This window comes from Chryseobacterium lactis, assembly GCF_003815875.1.
GTDB classification, from domain to species: domain Bacteria; phylum Bacteroidota; class Bacteroidia; order Flavobacteriales; family Weeksellaceae; genus Chryseobacterium; species Chryseobacterium lactis.
On record NZ_CP033924.1, the window covers coordinates 3,610,178 to 3,629,990 of the forward strand.

At 34.6% G+C, this 19,813-nt stretch carries 19 protein-coding genes; 13 read left to right on the forward strand and 6 right to left on the reverse strand.

From position 1 onward, the window contains the following. Nucleotides 1-20: 20 nt before the first annotated feature. Both EG342_RS15965 and EG342_RS15970 read right to left on the reverse strand, forming a co-directional pair. Nucleotides 21-632, reverse strand: a complete 612-nt coding sequence (locus EG342_RS15965) for a response regulator transcription factor (protein ID WP_103294150.1) — start codon at nucleotides 630-632, stop codon at nucleotides 21-23. 5 nt (nucleotides 633-637) lie between these two features. Continuing rightward, nucleotides 638-3,661, reverse strand: coding sequence for a sensor histidine kinase (locus EG342_RS15970; protein WP_123868115.1), 3,024 nt, complete (start codon nucleotides 3,659-3,661; stop codon nucleotides 638-640). A gap of 808 nt (nucleotides 3,662-4,469) precedes the next feature. Between EG342_RS15970 and EG342_RS15975 the strand changes: the two genes are divergently transcribed. Then, complete coding sequence (locus EG342_RS15975) at nucleotides 4,470-4,679, forward strand: hypothetical protein (RefSeq protein WP_103294148.1); 210 nt, start codon at nucleotides 4,470-4,472, stop codon at nucleotides 4,677-4,679. 148 nt (nucleotides 4,680-4,827) lie between these two features. On the opposite strand, the gene EG342_RS15980 is transcribed toward EG342_RS15975, so the two are convergent. Next, nucleotides 4,828-5,475: a DUF1349 domain-containing protein gene (locus tag EG342_RS15980; RefSeq protein WP_103294147.1), complete on the reverse strand. Its 648-nt coding sequence runs from the start codon at nucleotides 5,473-5,475 to the stop codon at nucleotides 4,828-4,830. A gap of 89 nt (nucleotides 5,476-5,564) precedes the next feature. Here EG342_RS15980 and EG342_RS15985 point away from each other — a divergent pair, with 89 nt between their 5' ends. The 9 genes from EG342_RS15985 (at nucleotide 5,565) to EG342_RS16025 (ending at nucleotide 14,527) form a co-directional block, all read left to right on the forward strand. Then, a complete protein-coding gene (locus tag EG342_RS15985; protein WP_103294146.1) occupies nucleotides 5,565-6,302 on the forward strand; it encodes a response regulator transcription factor in 738 nt (245 codons plus the stop codon). 90 nt (nucleotides 6,303-6,392) lie between these two features. Further along, nucleotides 6,393-6,746 (forward strand): helix-turn-helix domain-containing protein, encoded by a 354-nt coding sequence (locus EG342_RS15990; protein WP_103294145.1) that lies wholly within the window; start codon nucleotides 6,393-6,395, stop codon nucleotides 6,744-6,746. 433 nt (nucleotides 6,747-7,179) lie between these two features. Next, on the forward strand, nucleotides 7,180-8,454 hold the full coding sequence (locus EG342_RS15995) for an aminotransferase class I/II-fold pyridoxal phosphate-dependent enzyme (protein ID WP_103293750.1): 1,275 nt from the start codon (nucleotides 7,180-7,182) through the stop codon (nucleotides 8,452-8,454). Then, nucleotides 8,447-9,079, forward strand: a complete 633-nt coding sequence (locus EG342_RS16000; RefSeq protein WP_103293749.1) for a TetR/AcrR family transcriptional regulator — start codon at nucleotides 8,447-8,449, stop codon at nucleotides 9,077-9,079. The genes EG342_RS15995 and EG342_RS16000 overlap by 8 nt, the downstream gene beginning before the upstream one ends. Before the next feature lie 102 nt (nucleotides 9,080-9,181). After that, nucleotides 9,182-10,267: a DNA polymerase III subunit gamma/tau gene (gene dnaX / locus EG342_RS16005; RefSeq protein WP_103293748.1), complete on the forward strand. Its 1,086-nt coding sequence runs from the start codon at nucleotides 9,182-9,184 to the stop codon at nucleotides 10,265-10,267. Nucleotides 10,268-10,299: 32 nt separating this feature from the next. Then, nucleotides 10,300-10,881 carry a hypothetical protein gene (locus EG342_RS25515; protein ID WP_246008639.1) on the forward strand — a complete coding sequence of 194 codons (582 nt, stop codon included), beginning with the start codon at nucleotides 10,300-10,302 and terminating at the stop codon, nucleotides 10,879-10,881. 395 nt (nucleotides 10,882-11,276) lie between these two features. Next, a complete protein-coding gene (locus EG342_RS16015; protein WP_103293747.1) occupies nucleotides 11,277-12,356 on the forward strand; it encodes a chorismate mutase in 1,080 nt (359 codons plus the stop codon). Nucleotides 12,357-12,483: 127 nt separating this feature from the next. Continuing rightward, complete coding sequence (gene rsgA, locus EG342_RS16020) at nucleotides 12,484-13,410, forward strand: ribosome small subunit-dependent GTPase A (protein WP_103293746.1); 927 nt, start codon at nucleotides 12,484-12,486, stop codon at nucleotides 13,408-13,410. A gap of 700 nt (nucleotides 13,411-14,110) precedes the next feature. Continuing rightward, entirely contained in the window at nucleotides 14,111-14,527 is a 417-nt protein-coding gene (locus tag EG342_RS16025) for a nucleoside-diphosphate kinase (protein WP_034687444.1), read from the forward strand. Nucleotides 14,528-14,601: 74 nt separating this feature from the next. Here EG342_RS16025 and EG342_RS16030 read toward each other — a convergent pair whose 3' ends face one another. Then, the gene (locus EG342_RS16030) at nucleotides 14,602-16,449 is read right to left on the reverse strand and encodes an alpha-L-fucosidase (protein WP_103293745.1); all 1,848 of its coding nucleotides are present in this window, start codon (nucleotides 16,447-16,449) and stop codon (nucleotides 14,602-14,604) included. Nucleotides 16,450-16,727: 278 nt separating this feature from the next. On the opposite strand from EG342_RS16030, the gene chrA reads away from it, so the two are divergent. The 3 genes from chrA to chrI are packed head-to-tail and all read left to right on the forward strand — an operon-like array spanning nucleotide 16,728 to nucleotide 18,575. After that, nucleotides 16,728-16,949: an MNIO class RiPP chryseobasin precursor ChrA gene (gene chrA / locus EG342_RS16035; protein WP_103293744.1), complete on the forward strand. Its 222-nt coding sequence runs from the start codon at nucleotides 16,728-16,730 to the stop codon at nucleotides 16,947-16,949. Nucleotides 16,950-16,952: 3 nt separating this feature from the next. Beyond that, nucleotides 16,953-18,050 carry an MNIO family chryseobactin maturase gene (gene chrH / locus EG342_RS16040; RefSeq protein ID WP_103293743.1) on the forward strand — a complete coding sequence of 366 codons (1,098 nt, stop codon included), beginning with the start codon at nucleotides 16,953-16,955 and terminating at the stop codon, nucleotides 18,048-18,050. A 39-nt stretch (nucleotides 18,051-18,089) separates the two neighbouring features. Continuing rightward, complete coding sequence (chrI, locus tag EG342_RS16045) at nucleotides 18,090-18,575, forward strand: chryseobasin maturation helper ChrI (RefSeq protein ID WP_246008640.1); 486 nt, start codon at nucleotides 18,090-18,092, stop codon at nucleotides 18,573-18,575. A 258-nt stretch (nucleotides 18,576-18,833) separates the two neighbouring features. Here the strand turns inward: chrI and rpe are convergent, their stop codons facing one another. Beyond that, a complete protein-coding gene (rpe, locus tag EG342_RS16050) occupies nucleotides 18,834-19,484 on the reverse strand; it encodes a ribulose-phosphate 3-epimerase (protein WP_103293741.1) in 651 nt (216 codons plus the stop codon). 27 nt (nucleotides 19,485-19,511) lie between these two features. Beyond that, nucleotides 19,512-19,811 carry a hypothetical protein gene (locus EG342_RS16055; RefSeq protein WP_103293740.1) on the reverse strand — a complete coding sequence of 100 codons (300 nt, stop codon included), beginning with the start codon at nucleotides 19,809-19,811 and terminating at the stop codon, nucleotides 19,512-19,514. Nucleotides 19,812-19,813: the final 2 nt, after the last annotated feature.

The following is a 19,813-nucleotide window of genomic DNA, read 5'->3' on the forward strand; positions in this document are numbered from 1 at the left end:
ATTAACCTCCGGATCCATAGTTAATGCATCATTTCATAGACCTTAATCAGTTCTGCTATATTGGTGACATCAAGCTTTTGAAAAATTCTTTTTTTGTAGGTGCTTACCGTAGACATTTGTATATTGAGTCTGTTGGCTATTTCAAGATTACCGTTTCCATCGGCCAGAAGCTTGAAAATTTCATATTCTCTGGACGAAAGTTTCTCCGCGGGATTGTCTCTTTTATTCTGGATAATAAGGCCTATTAATTCTGCCGGATAAAAATACCCTTTTTCAATAACCGTTTTCACGGCATTTTTGATTTCTTCCTCACTGCTTTGCTTGTTGAGATAACCTTCCGCTCCTTCTCTGATGTATTGAATGGCAACATCTTTGTCGTATCCGGAGAAGACAAGGATTTTTAAGTCTTTCTGTATGCTTTTAAGCTCAGAGATCATTTTTTTATACTGAGTCCCCGGCATATCAATATCCAAAATAAGAAGCCCGTAACGCTGGGCACTCAACATCTTGGTGACCTGATTATAGTCCTCTGCAAAGTCTATCGTAAGTGCCGGATACGCTGATTCCAGCACGAGAGCTGTTCCTGCTCTTACAACATAATGATCATCAGCTATTAAGATTCTTTCGTTCATAGAAGTTAGTTTTTATTGAGCGTTATCTCCACAATAGTTCCTGTAGGATAATTTTGTTTAAAATGTATTTCTGCTTTAATTTTTTTAATTAAGTGAATAACCATATGCAATCCCAATCCTCTTCCTTTAAAGCTTGGGGTCTCCAGCCTGGGGTTTTTGAATAAATTCATGTAAATGGTAATCTGCTCATCAGACATTCCGGCTCCTGTGTCGGCTATTGTAAGTATGGTCGTATATTTATTTTCTTTGATATTGAGGATGATTTCTCCGTCAAAAGTATTTTTTACCGCATTATCAAGCACATTATGAATAATCGCTGTAACAATACTTTCATTTACTTTTGAACGAACTTCTTCTGCAGCTGCATTGGTAATAAGAGTACCTTTTTCCTTTGCGATTTCACAGAATAATTTTTTCTTAATTTCCAGAATCCCGTTAAGGACATATTCTTTTTCCTCAACAATGTTTTTAGCCTTGTAAAGCTCTGTATATTCCTTTAAATTAAGGGTAAACTGATACAATTGTTCAGAAGACTTATAAATACTGTCAAAATATTTTTTCTGAAGTTCCAGATCATCCGATTCATAAAGCTTTTGAGAAAGCATCGCAATAAATCGGATAGGAGTAGTAATATCATGGCTGATCGTTTCTACCAACTTTTTCTGGTACTCTGTTTCTTTTTGCAAATCACTTTTTACCACTTCAAGATTCAAAGAGGTTTCCTTGAGTTCCGAATTTTTATTGTGAACAATCTGTTTTAATGCTTTATTTTTTATCCGTAAAAAATTGGTTGTCAGCTGAACGATTAAGATAATGACAATCAGAATAATAATGGAAACAATTACCCTGAATAATAAGGTTTGATAAAAAAACGGTTCGATTTTGAATCGTACAGATTTTTCTTGAAATTTTCCATCCGGAGATATCAGCATCCTTACACTGAGAATATACTCTCCGGGCGAAAGATTACTGATCGTATACTTCAATTCTTTTCCTGCAGGAATCTGTTCCCAGTCAGAACTCTCATGGCCCGAAATTCTGGTAGCTATGTAAAGATTTTCCAGATTAGAAAAGTAAGGAAGGTCAATATAAATATCTGCCGCTTTATAATCATTCTTTAAATCAAGAGTGCCATGAAAATATTGAGTATCAGAATTTCCAATTTTTACTCTTTCAATATAAATCTTATTTTTATCGGGGTAATAAGTTTTAATATCCTTGGGATTAAAAAATACAAATCCATCCATTGACGGGAATACAAATTCACCATTCTCCAGGGCAAAAGCATTAGGCTGGGAACTCCCATTGAATTCATTGGTCAGAAATCCATCCCGTTTTGTGAAACGGTAATAAAAAACAGGACTTTTCTTATTTTCCGCATATTGCAAAAGTTGCTTTTTTGGTACTTTAAATAAACCGTTGTTTGAAGATATCCAGTAAGATTCCTGTTGATCTTCAAGGATATAATGAGCCGATTGAAGATAATTGTTCCTGTCAGTCGGCATTTTAATAAGCTTCTGGTTTTTGAAAAGGTAAAAGCCACTGTTGTTGGTCGTAATCCAGATTAAATCATCTTTCGTTTTGAGAATAGTCTTAACATGAATATTTTTAAAAATAGGAGTAATCGCCTTCTTTCCCAAAACAATTGAATAAAGTCCATCACTGGCGCCCATTAAAATTTCATCTTTACCATATTGGAAAAAAGTTGTAACAAAACTTTTAAAAGGATAAACAAAATCCGGTTTTGAAAACAAATCTTTCTTGAAAATATTGAGCTGTGTACCGGAAGGGCCTGAAAATGTTGATCCGTAAAGGGTTCCACTTTTTATGAAAGCATCGAATCCTTTTTTTATAAAAGTAGAATCTTTTTTTCTGTAATTGGAATCTTTATAAAATCTGACAATGCTATTTCTTTTTCGAATTAAAATATTCCCGGAATTGTCATACATCATGGGATAATTATCATTATTTCCGAAAGCATACTGATTGATAATACCGTCTTTTCCAAACTCTGATCCATCTTCTGCAATGATTGTGTTTTTACCCGATGGAAGGGAGTTGTAATACACATTATTTGAAAAATCAGTTTCCTTTTTTGCGACGTAAAAGTTAGAGAGCCGAAGTACATTAAGCCCATTGTTGAGTGTACCTAAATACAGTTTATTAAAACTCTTGCCGTAATACATCGAGCAATAAGAATGGCTGCCTATTTCATTGTATTTTACAAGGAATTTTAGGGAAAGTTCATTGCCCTTACCTTCAACAAGATAAATATTATTACGATTGATAATAAAGGTTTGATCGGTAATCTGCTGCCAGTATATTCTTGTTTCGGGATCGTTGAATAAAGTTGGTTTTTCAAAAACGGTTAACTTTCCTTTGTCGATAGAATACGTTTTTCTGGTCCTGAGATTATTTACAAACAGAATATCATTACAAATAAAAATATTATTCAGATCTCTGTTAGAGAAAGGAATGCTGATTTTTGTGTCGTTTCCTTTTTCATCCCTGTAAATAATTGCATTCTTCTCTGTAAAACGATAGGTAGAGTTTTCGAGTTGGATAAAATAATGGATGTCATCATAAAAATTGGACGAGATTATATTGTTGGCAATTCTGTATACGACATCATTTCCTTTTGAAAAAGTTATTTTATCACTGCTCTGAAGCTTCGTCAACCTTGGAAATCTGTTTTTAATAATAATTTTATTTTCCTGAAAATTATTCAACACAGTAATGCTATCCACAAGAGGATTCCCATTGAATTCTCCAAAACGTAGATTATTAACCTTAAAATCATTGAAGGTCACAAACGAAACACCATCGTACCGTACAAGTCCGTTTTCTGTAGAAATCCAGATAAATCCATACTTGTCCTTAACAATGGCTTTAGCGCTGCTTTGCGGTAATCCGTTGTCAATATTATACCAGGTAGAAGTATGACGTTGCCCGTAAATGTTTAAATACAAGAAAGCAAAAAAAAATGCCCAAACTCTCATATGTGCAAAACTGATCTGTGTTCTTTGCACTATTGCAAAAAACGGTTAATAATAGTTTGTGTACAAGCCGAAGTTTTTTTAAAGGGTAGGAACGATTGAAAATAAATTTTTATCATTAAGCTTTTTGGTCATTGTGTTTTAGCGTTAAACAGATTTGTTTGATGCTGTAAAAATAATGAAATTCTGCACATAAACCAGTATTTTTTAATTTCTTTTCATGTGAATATTATCTGTATTTATTGATTCTGAATCAGATATAGCTGCTTTTTTGTTAAAATATTTCATTTATATGTGAAAAATTATTCTTCAATAAAAAGGCTTTATAATGATGATGGCATCATATTGTTTCTAAGTTGCAAAAGATCAGGAAACGTTGCTGGAAAGAGCTTTTACGCACCTGTCGGATGTGTAGGGCGTCGGAAGTGTTTGATTTTCACGAGCTATTGATTTATTAGGTTTTTCACACTTATTATGATTTTGCACCTTGTTTGTAGTAAAAGTTGTACAAAAATATGAGGTTAATTCTACAGTGAAATATTGATCGGATTAAAGCATATTCCTACTTTTGCAAAATAATTCCCAACCGCGATGAAGAGGCCTTTTAGCTAAAATTAGGATTCTGAAAACACAAAAGATTTTGCCTCGGAAACAAAGATCTCTTCAACGAGGTCTTTTTTTTGCTTTTATAACCTTTACTATCTTACCACTAAAAACTTGGTTATTATTGTAAGTGTTTTTTTTCTTTTTGAATAAAAATCTGCTTGTCATGATGATTAAACCGAAATTGATACCACACTAATGGCCTCAATTTTGTTGATTAAAATAAAACACAAGAGTTATGAAAAAGGAAAACTTCAATCATCTGATGGGGAAGACTCGTCATGAGATTAAAAAAGAATTGGGTGACGGCTTCAATTTTTTTACCGATGATACCTGGACTTACCAATTAGGGAGGACCTGGATAGGAAGAAGGATTATTTTAGCCTTACATTTTAAAGATGGAAACGTTGCAGGTATAGATTTGTATAAAACTTTTAACCGCAGCTGATCCCAATCTCTGTTAAGATTCCAAATACAAACAATTTTTCGGATAATAACTAAAATACAAAAGAGCTTTATCATAGCTCTTTTTTATTGTAAAAAAACCTCCCAAAGTGGGAGGCGAATAAAATTGACTGTATATTGAAGTAATTCAATCATTTGTTGTTTTCAAGCCAATTCAGCCTTCGTTGATCAGGAAGATGCTTGACTTTAAAATTTTCAAAAACAGCATTAAATCCTTCTCCATCAGGGCATGCAGCCATTAATCCAACCATTACAGGAGTATTGTCCTGGAACGGAGCATTTCTCATCATGATATAATTTTTATCATCAAAAGAATAAAATATTTCAACCGCATCCAGTCTTCTGACTGCTTTTATCCAAATTGAAGAAGGTGTCTTGTCTAATGTAATGACGCTCCAATCACTTTTCTGGTGGGTTACCACGGTGCTGAGGTTGTATTTTCCGTCTACAAATTCAACACCCGCTTTGATATAGTGGTCTTTGTCAGTCCGGAGCATCAGGCCCATCTGATCAAATCGGGCTTTATAACTGCCTGTTATTTTCACCTTTGCTTCAAACTCACCACCGTAAGTGGTGTAATAAAAAGGAGCATCATCTACTGTAAATCCATAATGTGAAACTCTCCAGTAATCACTTTGTGGAGTAACAAACATAGATAAACTGTTATTTTTGACTTCCCATTTTTGGGGTTCGTTAAACCAGGTCATTTTTTCCAGTGTCTGAGCAGAAATCTTCTGAATAAGAGATAATACACAAAAACTTAAAATCAGCTTCTTCATTCTTTTTCGGATAAATTCTAAGGGTAAATTATTATTTTAGCAAATGTATAATTAAAGACATTTCACGTCAATACTGATAAATAACCATTATGGAAATCCGGGAAGAACTGAGTCATAAATTATTGGACAATAGCTCAAAAAAATGTACGCTCGATATTGAAACGTATAAACAGAGAGCGCTTACCTATTCTCAAATGGAAGGATCGGTTTCTGTGCTTAGTGATATGCAGGCTAATAAGAGTTACATTTACAAATCTATGGCAGCTGTAGAACTCGGGTTGAGCCTTAACGAAAATCCAGCAGAGATTGATACCATCTGGGAGGAAGAAATGTTAATGAAAATACATCCCGATGACAGGGTGAAAAAATACATCCATGAACTTCGCTTTTTCAAATTATTAAATTCAATACAGCAAGAGCAACGTCCTGATTACAGTGTTTTGTCTAAAATCAGGATGAAAGATAAAAATGACGAATATAAATGGGTAAAACATCGTATGTTCTATATGTATTCTCCGGATAACGGCAGGTTAAGATTTGCGCTTTGTCTTTATAATATTTCACTGACGCAATCTGTAGCTTCCGATTTTTTGATTATCAATACGATTAAAGGAGAAGTTGTGGTAAAAGATAAGTTAGATTATAAAAATATTTTGAGCCCGCGGGAACTTGAAGTGTTAAAGTTTGTGGGGGAAGGGTATGCCAGTAAACAAATTGCAGATCTTCTTTCAATAAGCATCAATACCGTAAGCAGACATCGCCAGAATATCCTTGAAAAATTAAAAGTTAAAAATTCTACCCAGGCATTTAAAGATAGTTTTCACTAGTGTTTTTCTGAATAAATCCGAAAAGTTCACCATCTTGTTTTAATTCTTATATTTAAATTTATAGATTAAATCAATTTAGAATAAAACACAATGAAAAGAAGCGAGGAAATTACCAACCAATATTTTGCCTATTTGGAGAAACATATTCATGATGTAATTTCGGGAATAGTTCCTGAATTTATGGAAGTCAATGAAATTGCAGGAGAACTTGCCGTTTCCCATAAGCACCTTACAGATACTGTTAAAAAAGAAACAGGACAACATCCATGTTATTTCTATGATCAGAAAATTATCCGGGAAGCGCAACAGATGCTTCTCACTTCAGATAAATCAATCGCGGAAATTGCCCGCATATTTACTTATGATCCTTCCAATTTTTCAAAATTCTTTAAGAAGATGACAGGCTTTACTCCGGGAGAGTTCAGACTTTCTGATAAAAAATAATACTGTTTTGTGAAATATTGTTTTATAAACTCAGTATTTATCGGTATTTTTGCAAAGATTATTCACTATTTTACACTGTAATTTTATTAAAAATAATAGGAATAAGATTATTTTTATTTACTGTAAATGAGGAAATGGAAAAAATAATCTTTTATAAATGAGATGGTTGTGCAAAATAACCGTCTTTTTTTATTATTTATTTATAAATATTTCTTTATTGTTTACTTTTTTTTATTAAATTTAGGTAAACAAAAACTAATAACTCAATAGAAAAATATAAGTTAAAAGTAAGGGAAATATTTAAAAAGTTTAGTTTCTAATGGGTAACAATGTAATTACTGTGCCGTTAATAACATTTAATCAGATAAGGGAGCTTAAGGCCTTTAAATAGTTATATATTTGTTTCTTCGAACCACAACAAACAAGATTAAGGATGAGCATCAATTTCACAACAGCAACATTCAGGGATTTCGAGAATATTCCTGAATATGATATGACCCAGAGAGCAGAAATTTTTTATGATTTTTTGGGTTATATGAAGTCTAACGGGCATATGAATTACAGATTGAAAAATAATTCAGGATGCAACTCTGTAATGAATGTAGATATAGAGAATACACAGAAGGATTATGTAAGTTTTGTATCCAATGATTATCTTGGATTTACCCAACATCCGAAAGTGAAACAGGCTGCTATTGAGGGAATCCAGAAATATGGTACAGGAGCAGGAGCGTCTCCGCTAATCGGAGGACATTTTGTTTTTCATGATGACCTGGAAAAGAAAATTTCGTCTTTTTTTGGAAGGAAACAAGAAGAAGCAGTAATATTTACTACGGGATATACGGCTAATAGTGCAACTCTTCAGATTTTATTGCAAAAAGAAGATATCGCTATTATAGACATGGCAGTGCACACAAGTGTACATGAAGGATGCGTTTTTACCAATACAAAAACATTTCCTCATAACAGTCTTGATGCTTTGGAACACATTTTGAAGACATCTGAAAGTAAATTCCGTACAAAGCTAGTCATTATCGACGGTATCTATTCCCAGGATGGTGATGTATCTCCTTTAAAAGAGATCTATAACCTGGTAAAAAAATACAATGCCTATTTAATGGTAGATGATGCTCATGGTGTTGGTATTTTAGGAGAAACAGGGCGGGGAGCGCTGGAAGAAGCTGGACTGATGGATAAGGTAGACTTCATTACAGGAACATTTAGTAAAACATTTGGGAATATAGGAGGATATGTGATTTGCGACAAAAAGATGGCTGCATTTATAAGGTTTCAGTCCCGTCAGCAAATATTTTCTGCCACAGCACCACCTTCTGTAATGGGAATTACAAAAGCTATCGAGCTTGTAGATGAAGAGCCTATGTGGCGCATGAAGCTTTGGGAAAATATAAATTATTTTAAAAAAGGATTAAACGATATAGGATTAGACACGGGAAATACCTGTTCTGCAATTGTTCCGGTAAAAATTGGAGATCCCAATATAACCGGAGATGTAGGAAAGCTTCTAATAGGGCACGGAGTATATACCAATCCCATCCTGTATCCTGCAGTAGCGAGGAAAGATGCTAGAATCAGAATGGCTGTAATGGCCACTCATGAGAGAAAACATTTAGACAAAACGCTAAATGCATTTGAAGATATCAATAATAAATTGCATATTGCAAAAAAATTTAATAACAACCATGCCTAGGAAAGTTGTACAAGGTCCTATCAGAGATAAGGAGAAGACCAAACAGAAACTGTTGGCCGCAGTTGGTAAGATTTTAAGAGTAAAAGGTTACTCTGGCCTAAAAGTAAGCAAAATTGCAGCAGTAGCTGGTTTTGATAAAAAATTAATCTACGAGTACTTTGGAAGTACTGATAAGTTGATTGATGAGTATATCAAATCTCAGGATTACTGGAGTAATAACCTTGCAGGCAGTAGTGCTGAAATCGATCTTTCAGATGGAGGAAAAGAACTGTCTAAAATTGCTTTAATCAATCAATTTGAAAGCTTAAAAAAGAATAAGGAACTTCAGAAAATTATTCTTTGGGAACTTTCAGAACCTAAACCGATCCTTAGAAGACTGGCTGATGAGCGTGAAGAAATGGGAGACGTAATGTTTAAAAATATTACAGATCCTTATTTCGGAGAAGATAAAGCTAAAAGATTCAGGGCTATAATGGCATTGATGATTTCAGGAGCTTATTATCTGAACATTCATACAGCGGCTAACGGAAGTACTTTCTGTGGTTTAGATATGAAGAGTGAGGAAGGTAGATCCGAAATTGAAAAAGCAATTGTAGAAATCATCGATTTTGCTTATCAGAAATAATCATCGTTAGAAGTTTTCCGATTTGTCCAGAAATAAGACTTTTTTTGATAATTTGAAAACTTTTAATTTTCAAATTAAAACTATATTTCTTACTTTTGGCCAATGGAAAATTTTATAGTATCTGCAAGAAAATATCGTCCTCAAGAGTTTGATACAGTTGTAGGGCAATCTCATATTACGGATACTTTAGAACATGCGATTGAAGAGAGTCAATTGGCTCAGGCATTACTTTTTTGCGGTCCTCGTGGAGTAGGTAAGACTACTTGTGCCAGAATTCTGGCAAGGAAGATCAATGAAAAAGATGGCTCGGTTTCAGAAGACGGTTTTGCCTATAATATCTACGAGTTGGATGCTGCATCCAATAACTCTGTAGATGATATTAGGGAACTGATCGATCAGGTACGCTTTGCACCTCAGGTAGGTCAATATAAAGTATACATTATCGATGAGGTACATATGCTGTCTTCTGCCGCTTTCAATGCTTTCCTGAAAACTCTGGAAGAGCCGCCTGCACATGCCATCTTTATTTTGGCAACCACAGAAAAGCATAAAATTATTCCTACTATTTTATCGCGTTGCCAGATCTATGACTTCAAGAGAATTACCATTGAAGATATCCAGGGACATTTAAAGAATATTGCTCATAAAGAAAATATTCAATACGAAGATGATGCTTTGTACCTGATTGCTCAAAAAGCAGACGGAGCGTTGAGAGATGCACTTTCAATTTTTGACAGGCTTTCTACATTTTCCCAAAAGAATATCACATTAGCCAAAGCAGCCGAAGTATTAAATATATTAGACTATGATCAATATCTGAATATTGTTGATCTTGCTAAAGATAATAAAATACCGGAGGTGCTATCCGCCTTTAATGATATTGTGAGAAAAGGCTTCGATCCTCATATTTTCATTGCAGGGTTAGGAAATCACTTCAGGGATTTAATGATGGCTCAGAATACTTCAACCATTGATCTGATCGAAGTAGGAGAGAAAACAAAATCGAAATTTATAGAGCAAGGGCAGAAATGGGTCGCTCAGCAACTGATTGATGCCATTGAGATCTGTAACCATGCCGATATCAATTATAAGAATTCCAAGAATCCAAGACTTACGGTTGAAATTGCATTGATGCAGCTGTCTTCTCTGACAGCTAATTCAGGCGATACTAAAAAAAAAAATTCTTAATACTGGCTCCGTTTCTCAGTGAGAAGCAGGAAGTGAAAATTCCTGAAAAAGCTCCTGAGAAAAAAGAAGTTAAAACAGAGCAACCTACAACAACTTCCGTGAATGTGCAGGAAGCAAGCATCGCAAAAACAACCAAGCCATTATCCAGACCGGGAATCTCTTCCGGATTCAGCATTAATTCTTTCTTAAATAAAGAAGAAAAAGTAGAAGTCGCAGAAAATGTCTCTGTGAAAACTGAAAATCTGCCTCAGAACCATTTTACCGATACAGATCTGCAGGTGGAGTGGAAGATTATGCTTAAACAATTGCAGGTAAAAGACAACTTCGTTTTTAATGCTGTGAAAACCTTTAAACTCGAAAAAACGGATGAGCATAAAATCAAGGTTTTATTCCCGTCTGATTCTGCAAAAGTGGAATTTGATAAAATAAGTGGAGAATTTTTAAATCATTTCAGAAGAAAAGTTCAGAACCATAGTATTGAGGTAGAATACGTGAGAGATGTTGAAAATCTGAAGATTGAGGTCGTTACCAAAAGAAAAATATTCGAAAAATTTATTGAAAAAAATCCACTTTTAAAAGATCTTGATGATTTAATGAAGTTTGATTTGACATAATTTTTATATATTTGTCAAATATTTTTGTTGAAAAAATCTTTTTGACAAAAACAAATCGTAATCAGAAACGCTAAAACAAGACATTTCCAGAAGAAAAATGGAAAATTTATTTACTACATATCTGTCTTATTTTACACCCGCTAATTATTTTAGCGGTTATTTTAGCTTTTCTGCTTCTTATTATAGAAATTTCAGAACGTATTACCGATTTTACTGGTACTGTTAACTGAATTTCTTTCCAAAAAATACAGGAGGAGTAAAGCCCTTTTATTCTCCTGATTCCTTTAAAAGACTTTGAACGGCATTTTTTGAAAAGAATTATAAAATAAATTTTATAATGAAAGGGCTGTGCTGTGAACTTTAGAATAAATTAAAAAAACAATAAAATTTAGAATATGAATTTAAAAGATTTAAAAAACGAGTGGATCAATGAGCTTACACAACCATTAATGATCGCTGGTCCGTGTAGTGCAGAGAGTGAAGCTCAGATGCTTGAAACGGCTAAAAGAATTAAAGAATCCAATGCTCAGGTATCGGTATTCCGTGCAGGAATCTGGAAGCCACGTACAAAACCGAATGGTTTCGAAGGAGTAGGAGTAATCGGTTTGAACTGGCTGAAAAAAGTAAAAGAAGAATACGGTTTTAAAACAGCTACAGAGGTTGCCAATGCACACCACGTATTCGCTGCTTTAGAAGCTGATGTTGATGTCCTTTGGATTGGAGCTCGCTCTACAGTAAACCCTTTTACAGTCCAGGAAATTGCAATGGCATTAAGAGGTACTGATAAGCCGGTTTTCGTTAAAAACCCTGTAAATCCGGATCTTGCATTATGGATCGGAGCTTTAGAAAGACTTTTGGGACAGGACATTAAAAACCTTGGAGCGATCCACAGAGGATTCTCAACCTACCAGAAAACGAAATACAGAAATAACCCGAACTGGCAAATTGCTTTGGATTTCAAAAGCCAGTTTCCTAATATTCCAATGTTAATCGACCCTTCTCACATCTGTGGAAACAGAACTGGTCTTGCAGATATTACTCAGGAAGCCCTTAACGTAGGTTACCAGGGAGCTATTATTGAATCACACTGCAACCCTGATGAAGCCTGGAGTGATGCTTCTCAGCAGATTACACCGGAAGTTCTTGCAGACCTTATTGGCAACCTGAAAGTAAGAAACTCTAATCTTGCAGGTTTCGAAGGAGAAATGGGAAGACACAGAACATTAATTTCTGACCTTGATTTCCAATTAATAGAACTTCTTTCTCAAAGAATGAAAATTTCTGAAAAGATTGGTAAGCTTAAAAAAGAGAATGATATTGCCATCTTCCAGCCTGAACGTTGGAAAGTGATCACAGAATACGCAAGTCAGAAAGCTACAGAAACAGGAATGTCTCAGGAGTTTATTGAAAAAATATTTAAGGCGATCCACGAAGAATCTATTGAGGTTCAGAACAGTATTATGATCGAAAGATAATTTTACAGCCGGAAGATCATAGTAATAGGGCTTGGCATTTAGGGTTTGAAGGGCTTGAAACATTTGTTTTTGAACCTATTTCCTGAATGCTAAGCCCTAATTGCTTATATTTGCACCAGTATTATCTATGAAAGGAAAAATCATTAAATCTACAGGCAGTTGGTACCAGGTTTTGGAATTGGAAACAAATAAAATTTTCGAAGCCAGAATCAGGGGGAAATTCAAATTGATCAAAACAAGACTTACCAATCCGCTTGCTGTAGGAGATTTTGTCGAGTTTCAGCTTGAGCAGGATGATATTGCGTGGATTACAAAAATAGATCCGCGAAGAAACTACCTGATCCGAAAATCAGTGAACCTTTCAAAGGAAGCGCATATTATTGCTTCCAATATTGATCTCGCCTGTTTTATATTTACCCTGAAGCACCCGGAAACATCTTTAGGATTTCTGGATCGGTTTTTGGCATGCTGCGAAGCATATAATATTACACCGTTGATTCTTTTCAATAAAATAGATGTTCTGCATGAAGAAGAGATTGAAATTGTAAAAGATGTTGAGTTTCTTTATCAACAGATAGGTTATGATACCTTGGAAATTTCATCGTATTCAAGATTAAACCTAGATCAACTACAGGAATTGCTGAAAGATAGAACATCGGTCTTCTTCGGGCATTCAGGTTGTGGGAAATCTACTTTGGTTAATGCATTACAGCCGGGATTAAATATTAAAACCTCTGAGATTTCCGATACTCACTTAAAAGGAAAACATACCACAACTTTTGCGCAAATGCATTTCTGGGACTTTGGCGGAAATGTAATCGATACTCCCGGTGTCCGTGAATTTGCCATGATTGATATTCAAAAAGAAGAAGTTCAGCACTATTTCCCGGAGATTTTCAAAAAAAGAGAAGAATGTAAGTTCCATAACTGTCTTCATATTAATGAGCCTAAGTGTGCTGTAATTGATGCTCTTGAAACAGGAGAGATTCAAGATTCCAGATATTCTACCTATATCAAATTAATGGACGAGGCAGAAGAAGCTGCTCACAAATAATCAAAATACACACCGGTAAAATATTTTAATTACTCAACACAGAGAGTAATGGTACATTTTGTCATATATTTTGAGGCCAAAAGCTTTTCTGTTTGTCATATAAATTCCTGCCAAAATGGCAAAAGATCTATTTTTAATAAAAATTGCAGCCGGTTAAGAACTTTTCTATCCTTATTATAATCGAAAGGTCATTTTAGGAAAGAAGAAGTGTTTTTTTAAGGCCCTTGAATTTCATACCTATTTCCAATTCATTTCTCGTACAAACGAATTTTTACTTTCTTCAGATATAAGAGTCGGATTGTAGAATATTTTGTCTTTTGTCATCATGATTTTAAGTGGAAATCCGTCTTTTTTGATATAAAATAGTATTCAGAAAAAAAATATCAAAAAAATCTCATTATTTCATTGATTGAAATAGAAGCAATAATCTGTTAATATACTTTTAGATGCTTTTTTATTTTATCAAATTCGTAACAAATTGGTTGATTTTTTACAAATAAAAAACCCAGCCGAAGCTGGGTAAAAACTAATAACCATGAAAACTCAAATTAAACATGAGAATCGTAATAGAATTAACAATTACTGTGCCAAAGTTTGGTTCACGATTTCTTAATAAAAGTTATTTTTATGTTAAAAAAAAATTAAAATAAAAATCAAAGATATTTTTTGTAATTTTGCGCCATTAAAAAAATATACATTTATGTCTAACATTACATTCACTATGATTAAGCCTGATGCTGTTGCTGACGGACATATCGGTGCTATATTAGGTAAGATCGCTGAAGGAGGTTTTAAAATCAAAGCTTTAAAATTAACTCAGCTTACAGTTGCTGACGCAAAAAAATTCTATGAAGTACATGCTGAAAGACCTTTCTACGGAGAATTGGTAGAATTTATGAGCTCTGGTCCTATCGTTGCTGCTGTTTTAGAAAAAGACAACGCAGTGGAAGACTTCAGAACATTGATCGGTGCTACTAATCCTGCAGAAGCTGCAGAAGGTACTATCAGAAAAATGTTTGCAAGAAGCATCGGAGAAAATGCAGTTCACGGTTCAGATTCTGACGAGAATGCATTGATCGAAGCTCAATTCCATTTTTCAGGAAGAGAGATTTTCTAAGAAAATCATCTTACAAAATAAAAATCCGGAGACTGTTCTCCGGATTTTGTTTTTTATAGCATGATCAGATCAGTCTAAAGGTTGTTTTCAATTGCTCCAACTTTCTCTCTGTATAGTTCAATGGGTTTATTAAGCAATACTGCTATTACGGTCATGTTTTTATCAAGCCTGTCTTTCGGAATATCGATATAAATAATGCCGGGTCTTTCACTCCAGTACAGTTTATTATAAATTTTATGATCAAGTAAAGTGCCTTCACCTACGATCCTTATTCTGGCGATCTCATTTTTAATTCCTTTTAAAGCAACGGGACCGGTTGGTGTTCCTTCCACAAAAAGATATAAAGTTTGTTTATCTTTTGAAAGAGCACTCATCCCTGAATAATGTCCGTCGGGCAATCCTTTCTCTGTTTCGAATAGAGCTTCGGCATGCTTACTGATCCAGTTGATCGTTTCGGGATTGGTTTTTGCCGTTTTCTTAATTGTCATAGTAAGGCCATCACTTGTTAGTCCCGAATTGGTCATGATGTTATTGCCATAATGTAAAGCGTTTGCGATGTCATAAGCTGCGAGCTGGGAACTTTTATTTTCTAATAGTCCGGTTAAGGAATATTCTTCTTTCTTAAGATTCTTGACCAATGTGGGTGGAGTTTCAAAGATCAGTTCAGCAACAGTGACATCTTTATCAAACTTTACATTAGAAAAATTTAAGGTCAAAGTTTTGTCCTGATTATAGTCCATGGTGATGACCGCCTGATTGTCTCCCAGAATTTTTACAGATTTGGGTTTTTGTTCAAGACCATATATTTTCGTCAGGCTTTTTGCTTCTTCCAGATAAAGGAAAAGTGATTTTTTATCTTTAGAAAGTGCCGATTTTCCTTTGTAATTCTCAAAAGGAATTCCATGATCCGTTTCATAGATTGCCTTTGTATTCTTTGAAGTCCACCTTCCCAGGTTTTTAAGGATCTCAACCTGTTTTTCCGGAATACTTCCGTCCGATGTGGGGTCAATATCCAATAATAAATTACCTCCCATACTAATCACATCGGCCAGGGTCCGGACGATCATATTAGGCGTTTTGTAGTTCAGGTCATAAGGTTGATATCCCCACGAATCATTCATTGTATAACACAGCTCCCAAAATGGAGTAGTGGGAGAAATTACGGGAACGCCTTGCTCAGGAGTTTCGTAATCACCGTGAGTATTGAGCCTCGAGTTGATGATAATGTTAGAATTATATTTTTTTAAAAGGCTTAATGTCTTTGGTGCCTGCCATTCATCAGAGGTGTGTTCCCAATCACCGTCAAACCATAATAAATCCGGATGATATTGAGAGGAGAGTTCGGTGAGCTGGGTCTGATAGTAGTTGACAAAATTTTGCCAGCGTTTTTGGTCATTTTTAATTTCGTACCTTTTTTTTGTTCTGGTATTAACGTCGTAATAAGGATGGCTCCAGTCCGGAAGCGAAAAATAAAGTCCGGTCTTTAATCCTGAATTTTTAAGCGTAGAAACAAAAGGACTCAAAACATCCTTCTTTGCCAGGGTATTATTGGGAACAGTGATCGCATTTTGAGCCTTTGAATCCCATAAGGCAACACCGTCATGATGTTTGGTGGTAATAACGGCATATTTCGCTCCCGATTCTTTAATCAGATCTACCCATTGCTCCGGGTGATATTTGGAAGCAGAAAAACCGTTCAGCTGCTTCATATAATTTTCATGATTGATATAATTGTTGAAGAATGACCAAGACTCGGAAATTCCATTGACAGAGTAAATTCCCCAATGGATAAAAATCCCCAGCTTGGCATCTTTAAACCATTCCATTTTCTGATTATTGGGAACAGATTGAGCTTGCACAGGTATGCTGTATGTTGATAATGCTAATCCAAGGAAAACTGCTTTGAACAGCTTGTTTTTCATTTTTATTTTTTAATGTTAAATATAACTAAAGAATATCTATTTTTTCAGTACAGGAACTAAATTTTGTTATTTAAAGTTTCGAAATTGCAATTTTTTAAACATAATTGAAAACGATGAATTTTTTTATTCAAATAAGATGAATTTGCTTAATATTAGAAGGTTTTAATTTCACGATTTTTTATTGATACAAGGTTTATATAGTGTTGGTGATAATAAATTGTATTTTTATGGTGAAAATAATGGAACGTTTATTGTAAATTTTAAATGAAAATTCGATTATGAAAATTCCAGTAATAATAATGGCGAGCTTGTTGGCAGTAGGAGTGTCGGCGCAAACTACCAAGCCTGTCTCTAAGACCAAGAAGCCTGTTAAGAAAGTAAGAAAAGCAGCGGATCCTGAAACACCAGCTAAGCCAAAGCCTACTACTCCTAAAGTACTGACCAAAAAAGATACCCTTGTACGGGCTCCTTTTAATTGCCCGGCCTGCGGAATGGGGTAAAATATGGGAAAACCGTTAGTTGGACTATCAATGATGGCGGAAGCAGAGTTTGTTTCTGCTATTTTACCTTTGTTACAAAATGAAGAGGTTGCAGTGCTGGAATGGTCTTTTGATAGCTTATATCAAACTGATGAGCCGGATTGGCTCTGTGATTTGCTTAATTTTTTTGCTAAAAATAATCGATTGATCGGTCATGGAGTTTACTATTCTTTATTGGATGCAAAATGGACCGGGAGGCAGGAAATCTGGCTTAAAAAATTAAAAGAAGAAGTTTGTAAAAGGAAATATAATCATATTACGGAACACTTTGGTTTTATGAATACTGAGAATTTTCATCAGGGTATACCGTTGCCTGTATCATTGCATCCAACGACTTTAAAAATTGGGAAAGATAGATTATCCAGACTTCAGGATGCTGTGGAGATCCCTGTGGGAATAGAGAATCTGGCTTTTTCTTTTTCAATTGATGATGTGAAGGAACAAGGTGTTTTTCTTGATCGGTTAATTGAAGATATTGATGGCTTTTTAATTCTTGATCTTCATAATATATATTGCCAGGCCTGTAATTTTGGAATAGATATGCACGAAATCATCGGGTTGTATCCGTTGGAAAAAGTTAAAGAAATTCATCTTTCAGGCGGTAGCTGGCAGGAGAGTGTGTATGGAAAAAGATTGATCCGGAGAGATACACATGATGATGTGATCCCTGAAGAAATTTTTGCCGTTTTGCCTGCTGTAGTATCGCTCTGTCCGAATCTGGAATACATCATTATTGAAAGGCTTGGTCATACGCTAAAGTCAGATGAAGAAAAGAGATCTTTTTTTAATGATTTTATGAAAGTAAAATCAATAATTGGCTCTTTGGAGGGTTGTTACTTACAGAAAAGAGATTGGGTAAAGAAAGAAAACAACCTTTTGGATGCTCCTGTTGAAGATTTGCTTTTGTATGAAGAACAATCAAAACTTACAAAGCTCTTATTTGATAGTGCAGAGATTGAGACTGTCAAAGACCAGGATTTTCATTATTTTAATACTAAAAATTGGGATCCGGAAATGATACTGACCGCTCAAAATATCATTAAAAAATGGAATCCCTATTAAAAAAACTATTCTGATAACCACAAATCAAATTATATGAAAATGGCAACTTTATTATTAATTATTACTGCTGTACTTACAGCTCTGATAGCCGGCTTATTCTATGCGTATTCATGTTCCGTAGTCCTGGGATTGGGTAAATTATCTGATGTAGAATACCTGAAAGCGATGCAGAATATCAACCGGGAAATTCTTAATCCTATATTTTTTATGAGTTTCATGGGAACTGCGATTCTTCTCCCGGTATCTACTTTTGTATTCCGTGGCCAGCAACCGGCTTTTATTTTCCTTTTACTGGCTTCTTTAACCTATCTCATCGGTGTTTTTGGTGTAACAACAGGAGGAAATGTTCCTATGAATGATATACTTGATAAATTCGATATTTCCGGTTCTTCTGCAGAAGCTCTGAAACAAATGCGTGATAATTTTGAGAACAGATGGAATTTTCTGAATAATATAAGAACAGCCTTCTCAGTAGTGACAATCGTTCTGGTGGTCTGCGCCTGTATTTGGAATAAAGAGGTTTAAAAAACAGAATGATAAGTGGAAATACTTATCATTAAATTCAGTATTTCTACTGATGCATGCAATGTGATTTTATTCAGATCTTTGTGTAGTTAGCAAAGGGAAATTAAGACATTTAAAGATTTTTTTTAAAAAGATAATAACCACGGCGACTCACATTCCGACGAGAAAAAGACAGCTCCCCAAGTGCTGTCTTTTTTATTTTTTAAAAGAAAAAGACAGCCTGAATAAGCTGTCTTGTATATGAATCCAAAATCAGGATTATATTTTTAATAATTCAATTGTTCTTTCCGGGCTTTCTGCAGAGAATACTGCATTTCCGGCAACTAAAACATCAGCTCCGGCTTCAAAAAGTTTATTGGCATTATCAAGATTGACACCACCGTCTACTTCGATTAAAGCGGTAGAATTGTTACTTAAAATAAGATCTTTGGTCTCAGCAATCTTTTTGTAGGTATTCTCAATGAATTTCTGTCCCCCAAATCCCGGGTTTACACTCATTAATAATACAAGATCCACATCAGCAATAATATCTTCAAGCATTAAAACAGGCGTAGAAGGATTTAAAACAACCCCAGCTTTCGCTCCCTTACTTTGGATATGATGAATGGTTCTGTGAAGATGCGTACAAGCCTCATAATGGATAGAAATAAGATCTGCTCCGTGGTTGATGAATTCATCAACGTATTTTTCCGGCTCAACGATCATCAGGTGAACATCGACGAATTTTTTAGCGTGCTGCTGAACAGTTTTCATCACAGGGAAACCAAATGAAATGTTAGGCACAAATCTTCCGTCCATTACATCAATATGGAACCAGTCGGCCTGAGATCTGTTTAGCATTTCAATATCTCTTTGCAGATTCCCAAAGTCTGCAGATAAAAGGGATGGAGCAATAAGCTTCGTTTTCATTTTTACTTTTTATACTTTTACTTAATATTATCCTATTGAAAATGAACGATCATTAGTGAAGTAATAGTAGGTTAAATATCCAGTTACTAAAACTGCTTCTATGACAGATAATTTTTTATTATCAATATTTCTGACTAAAAACCTGTCAATCACTAAAAATCCAACCATAATTAAAAGAAATATTACCTCAATTGTAATTCCAAGACTTCCGCTTTCAGGAATTGTAAAGAATTGATAAACAATTAAAGGAATTCCAATTACGGCCAGTATAATGCATATGACAGAGATGAAAGTTGGTTTTCTAACTAAATCAGAAATTGAGTTCATTT

Excerpts from the sequence above, each read along its gene's own strand:
- EG342_RS15980 (WP_103294147.1), bottom strand. The coding sequence starts at position 5,475 with ATGAAGAAGCTGATTTTAAGTTTTTGTGTATTATCTCTTATTCAGAAG.
- EG342_RS16000 (WP_103293749.1), top strand. The coding sequence starts at position 8,447 with ATGCCTAGGAAAGTTGTACAAGGTCCTATCAGAGATAAGGAGAAGACC.
- chrH (WP_103293743.1), top strand. The coding sequence starts at position 16,953 with ATGGGAAAACCGTTAGTTGGACTATCAATGATGGCGGAAGCAGAGTTT.
- EG342_RS16030 (WP_103293745.1), bottom strand. The coding sequence starts at position 16,449 with ATGAAAAACAAGCTGTTCAAAGCAGTTTTCCTTGGATTAGCATTATCA.
- EG342_RS15985 (WP_103294146.1), top strand. The coding sequence starts at position 5,565 with ATGGAAATCCGGGAAGAACTGAGTCATAAATTATTGGACAATAGCTCA.
- rpe (WP_103293741.1), bottom strand. The coding sequence starts at position 19,484 with ATGAAAACGAAGCTTATTGCTCCATCCCTTTTATCTGCAGACTTTGGG.
- chrA (WP_103293744.1), top strand. The coding sequence starts at position 16,728 with ATGAAAATTCCAGTAATAATAATGGCGAGCTTGTTGGCAGTAGGAGTG.
- chrI (WP_246008640.1), top strand. The coding sequence starts at position 18,090 with ATGGCAACTTTATTATTAATTATTACTGCTGTACTTACAGCTCTGATA.
- EG342_RS16015 (WP_103293747.1), top strand. The coding sequence starts at position 11,277 with ATGAATTTAAAAGATTTAAAAAACGAGTGGATCAATGAGCTTACACAA.
- EG342_RS16025 (WP_034687444.1), top strand. The coding sequence starts at position 14,111 with ATGTCTAACATTACATTCACTATGATTAAGCCTGATGCTGTTGCTGAC.
- EG342_RS15990 (WP_103294145.1), top strand. The coding sequence starts at position 6,393 with ATGAAAAGAAGCGAGGAAATTACCAACCAATATTTTGCCTATTTGGAG.
- EG342_RS15995 (WP_103293750.1), top strand. The coding sequence starts at position 7,180 with ATGAGCATCAATTTCACAACAGCAACATTCAGGGATTTCGAGAATATT.
- rsgA (WP_103293746.1), top strand. The coding sequence starts at position 12,484 with ATGAAAGGAAAAATCATTAAATCTACAGGCAGTTGGTACCAGGTTTTG.
- dnaX (WP_103293748.1), top strand. The coding sequence starts at position 9,182 with ATGGAAAATTTTATAGTATCTGCAAGAAAATATCGTCCTCAAGAGTTT.
- EG342_RS16055 (WP_103293740.1), bottom strand. The coding sequence starts at position 19,811 with ATGAACTCAATTTCTGATTTAGTTAGAAAACCAACTTTCATCTCTGTC.
- EG342_RS15975 (WP_103294148.1), top strand. The coding sequence starts at position 4,470 with ATGAAAAAGGAAAACTTCAATCATCTGATGGGGAAGACTCGTCATGAG.
- EG342_RS15965 (WP_103294150.1), bottom strand. The coding sequence starts at position 632 with ATGAACGAAAGAATCTTAATAGCTGATGATCATTATGTTGTAAGAGCA.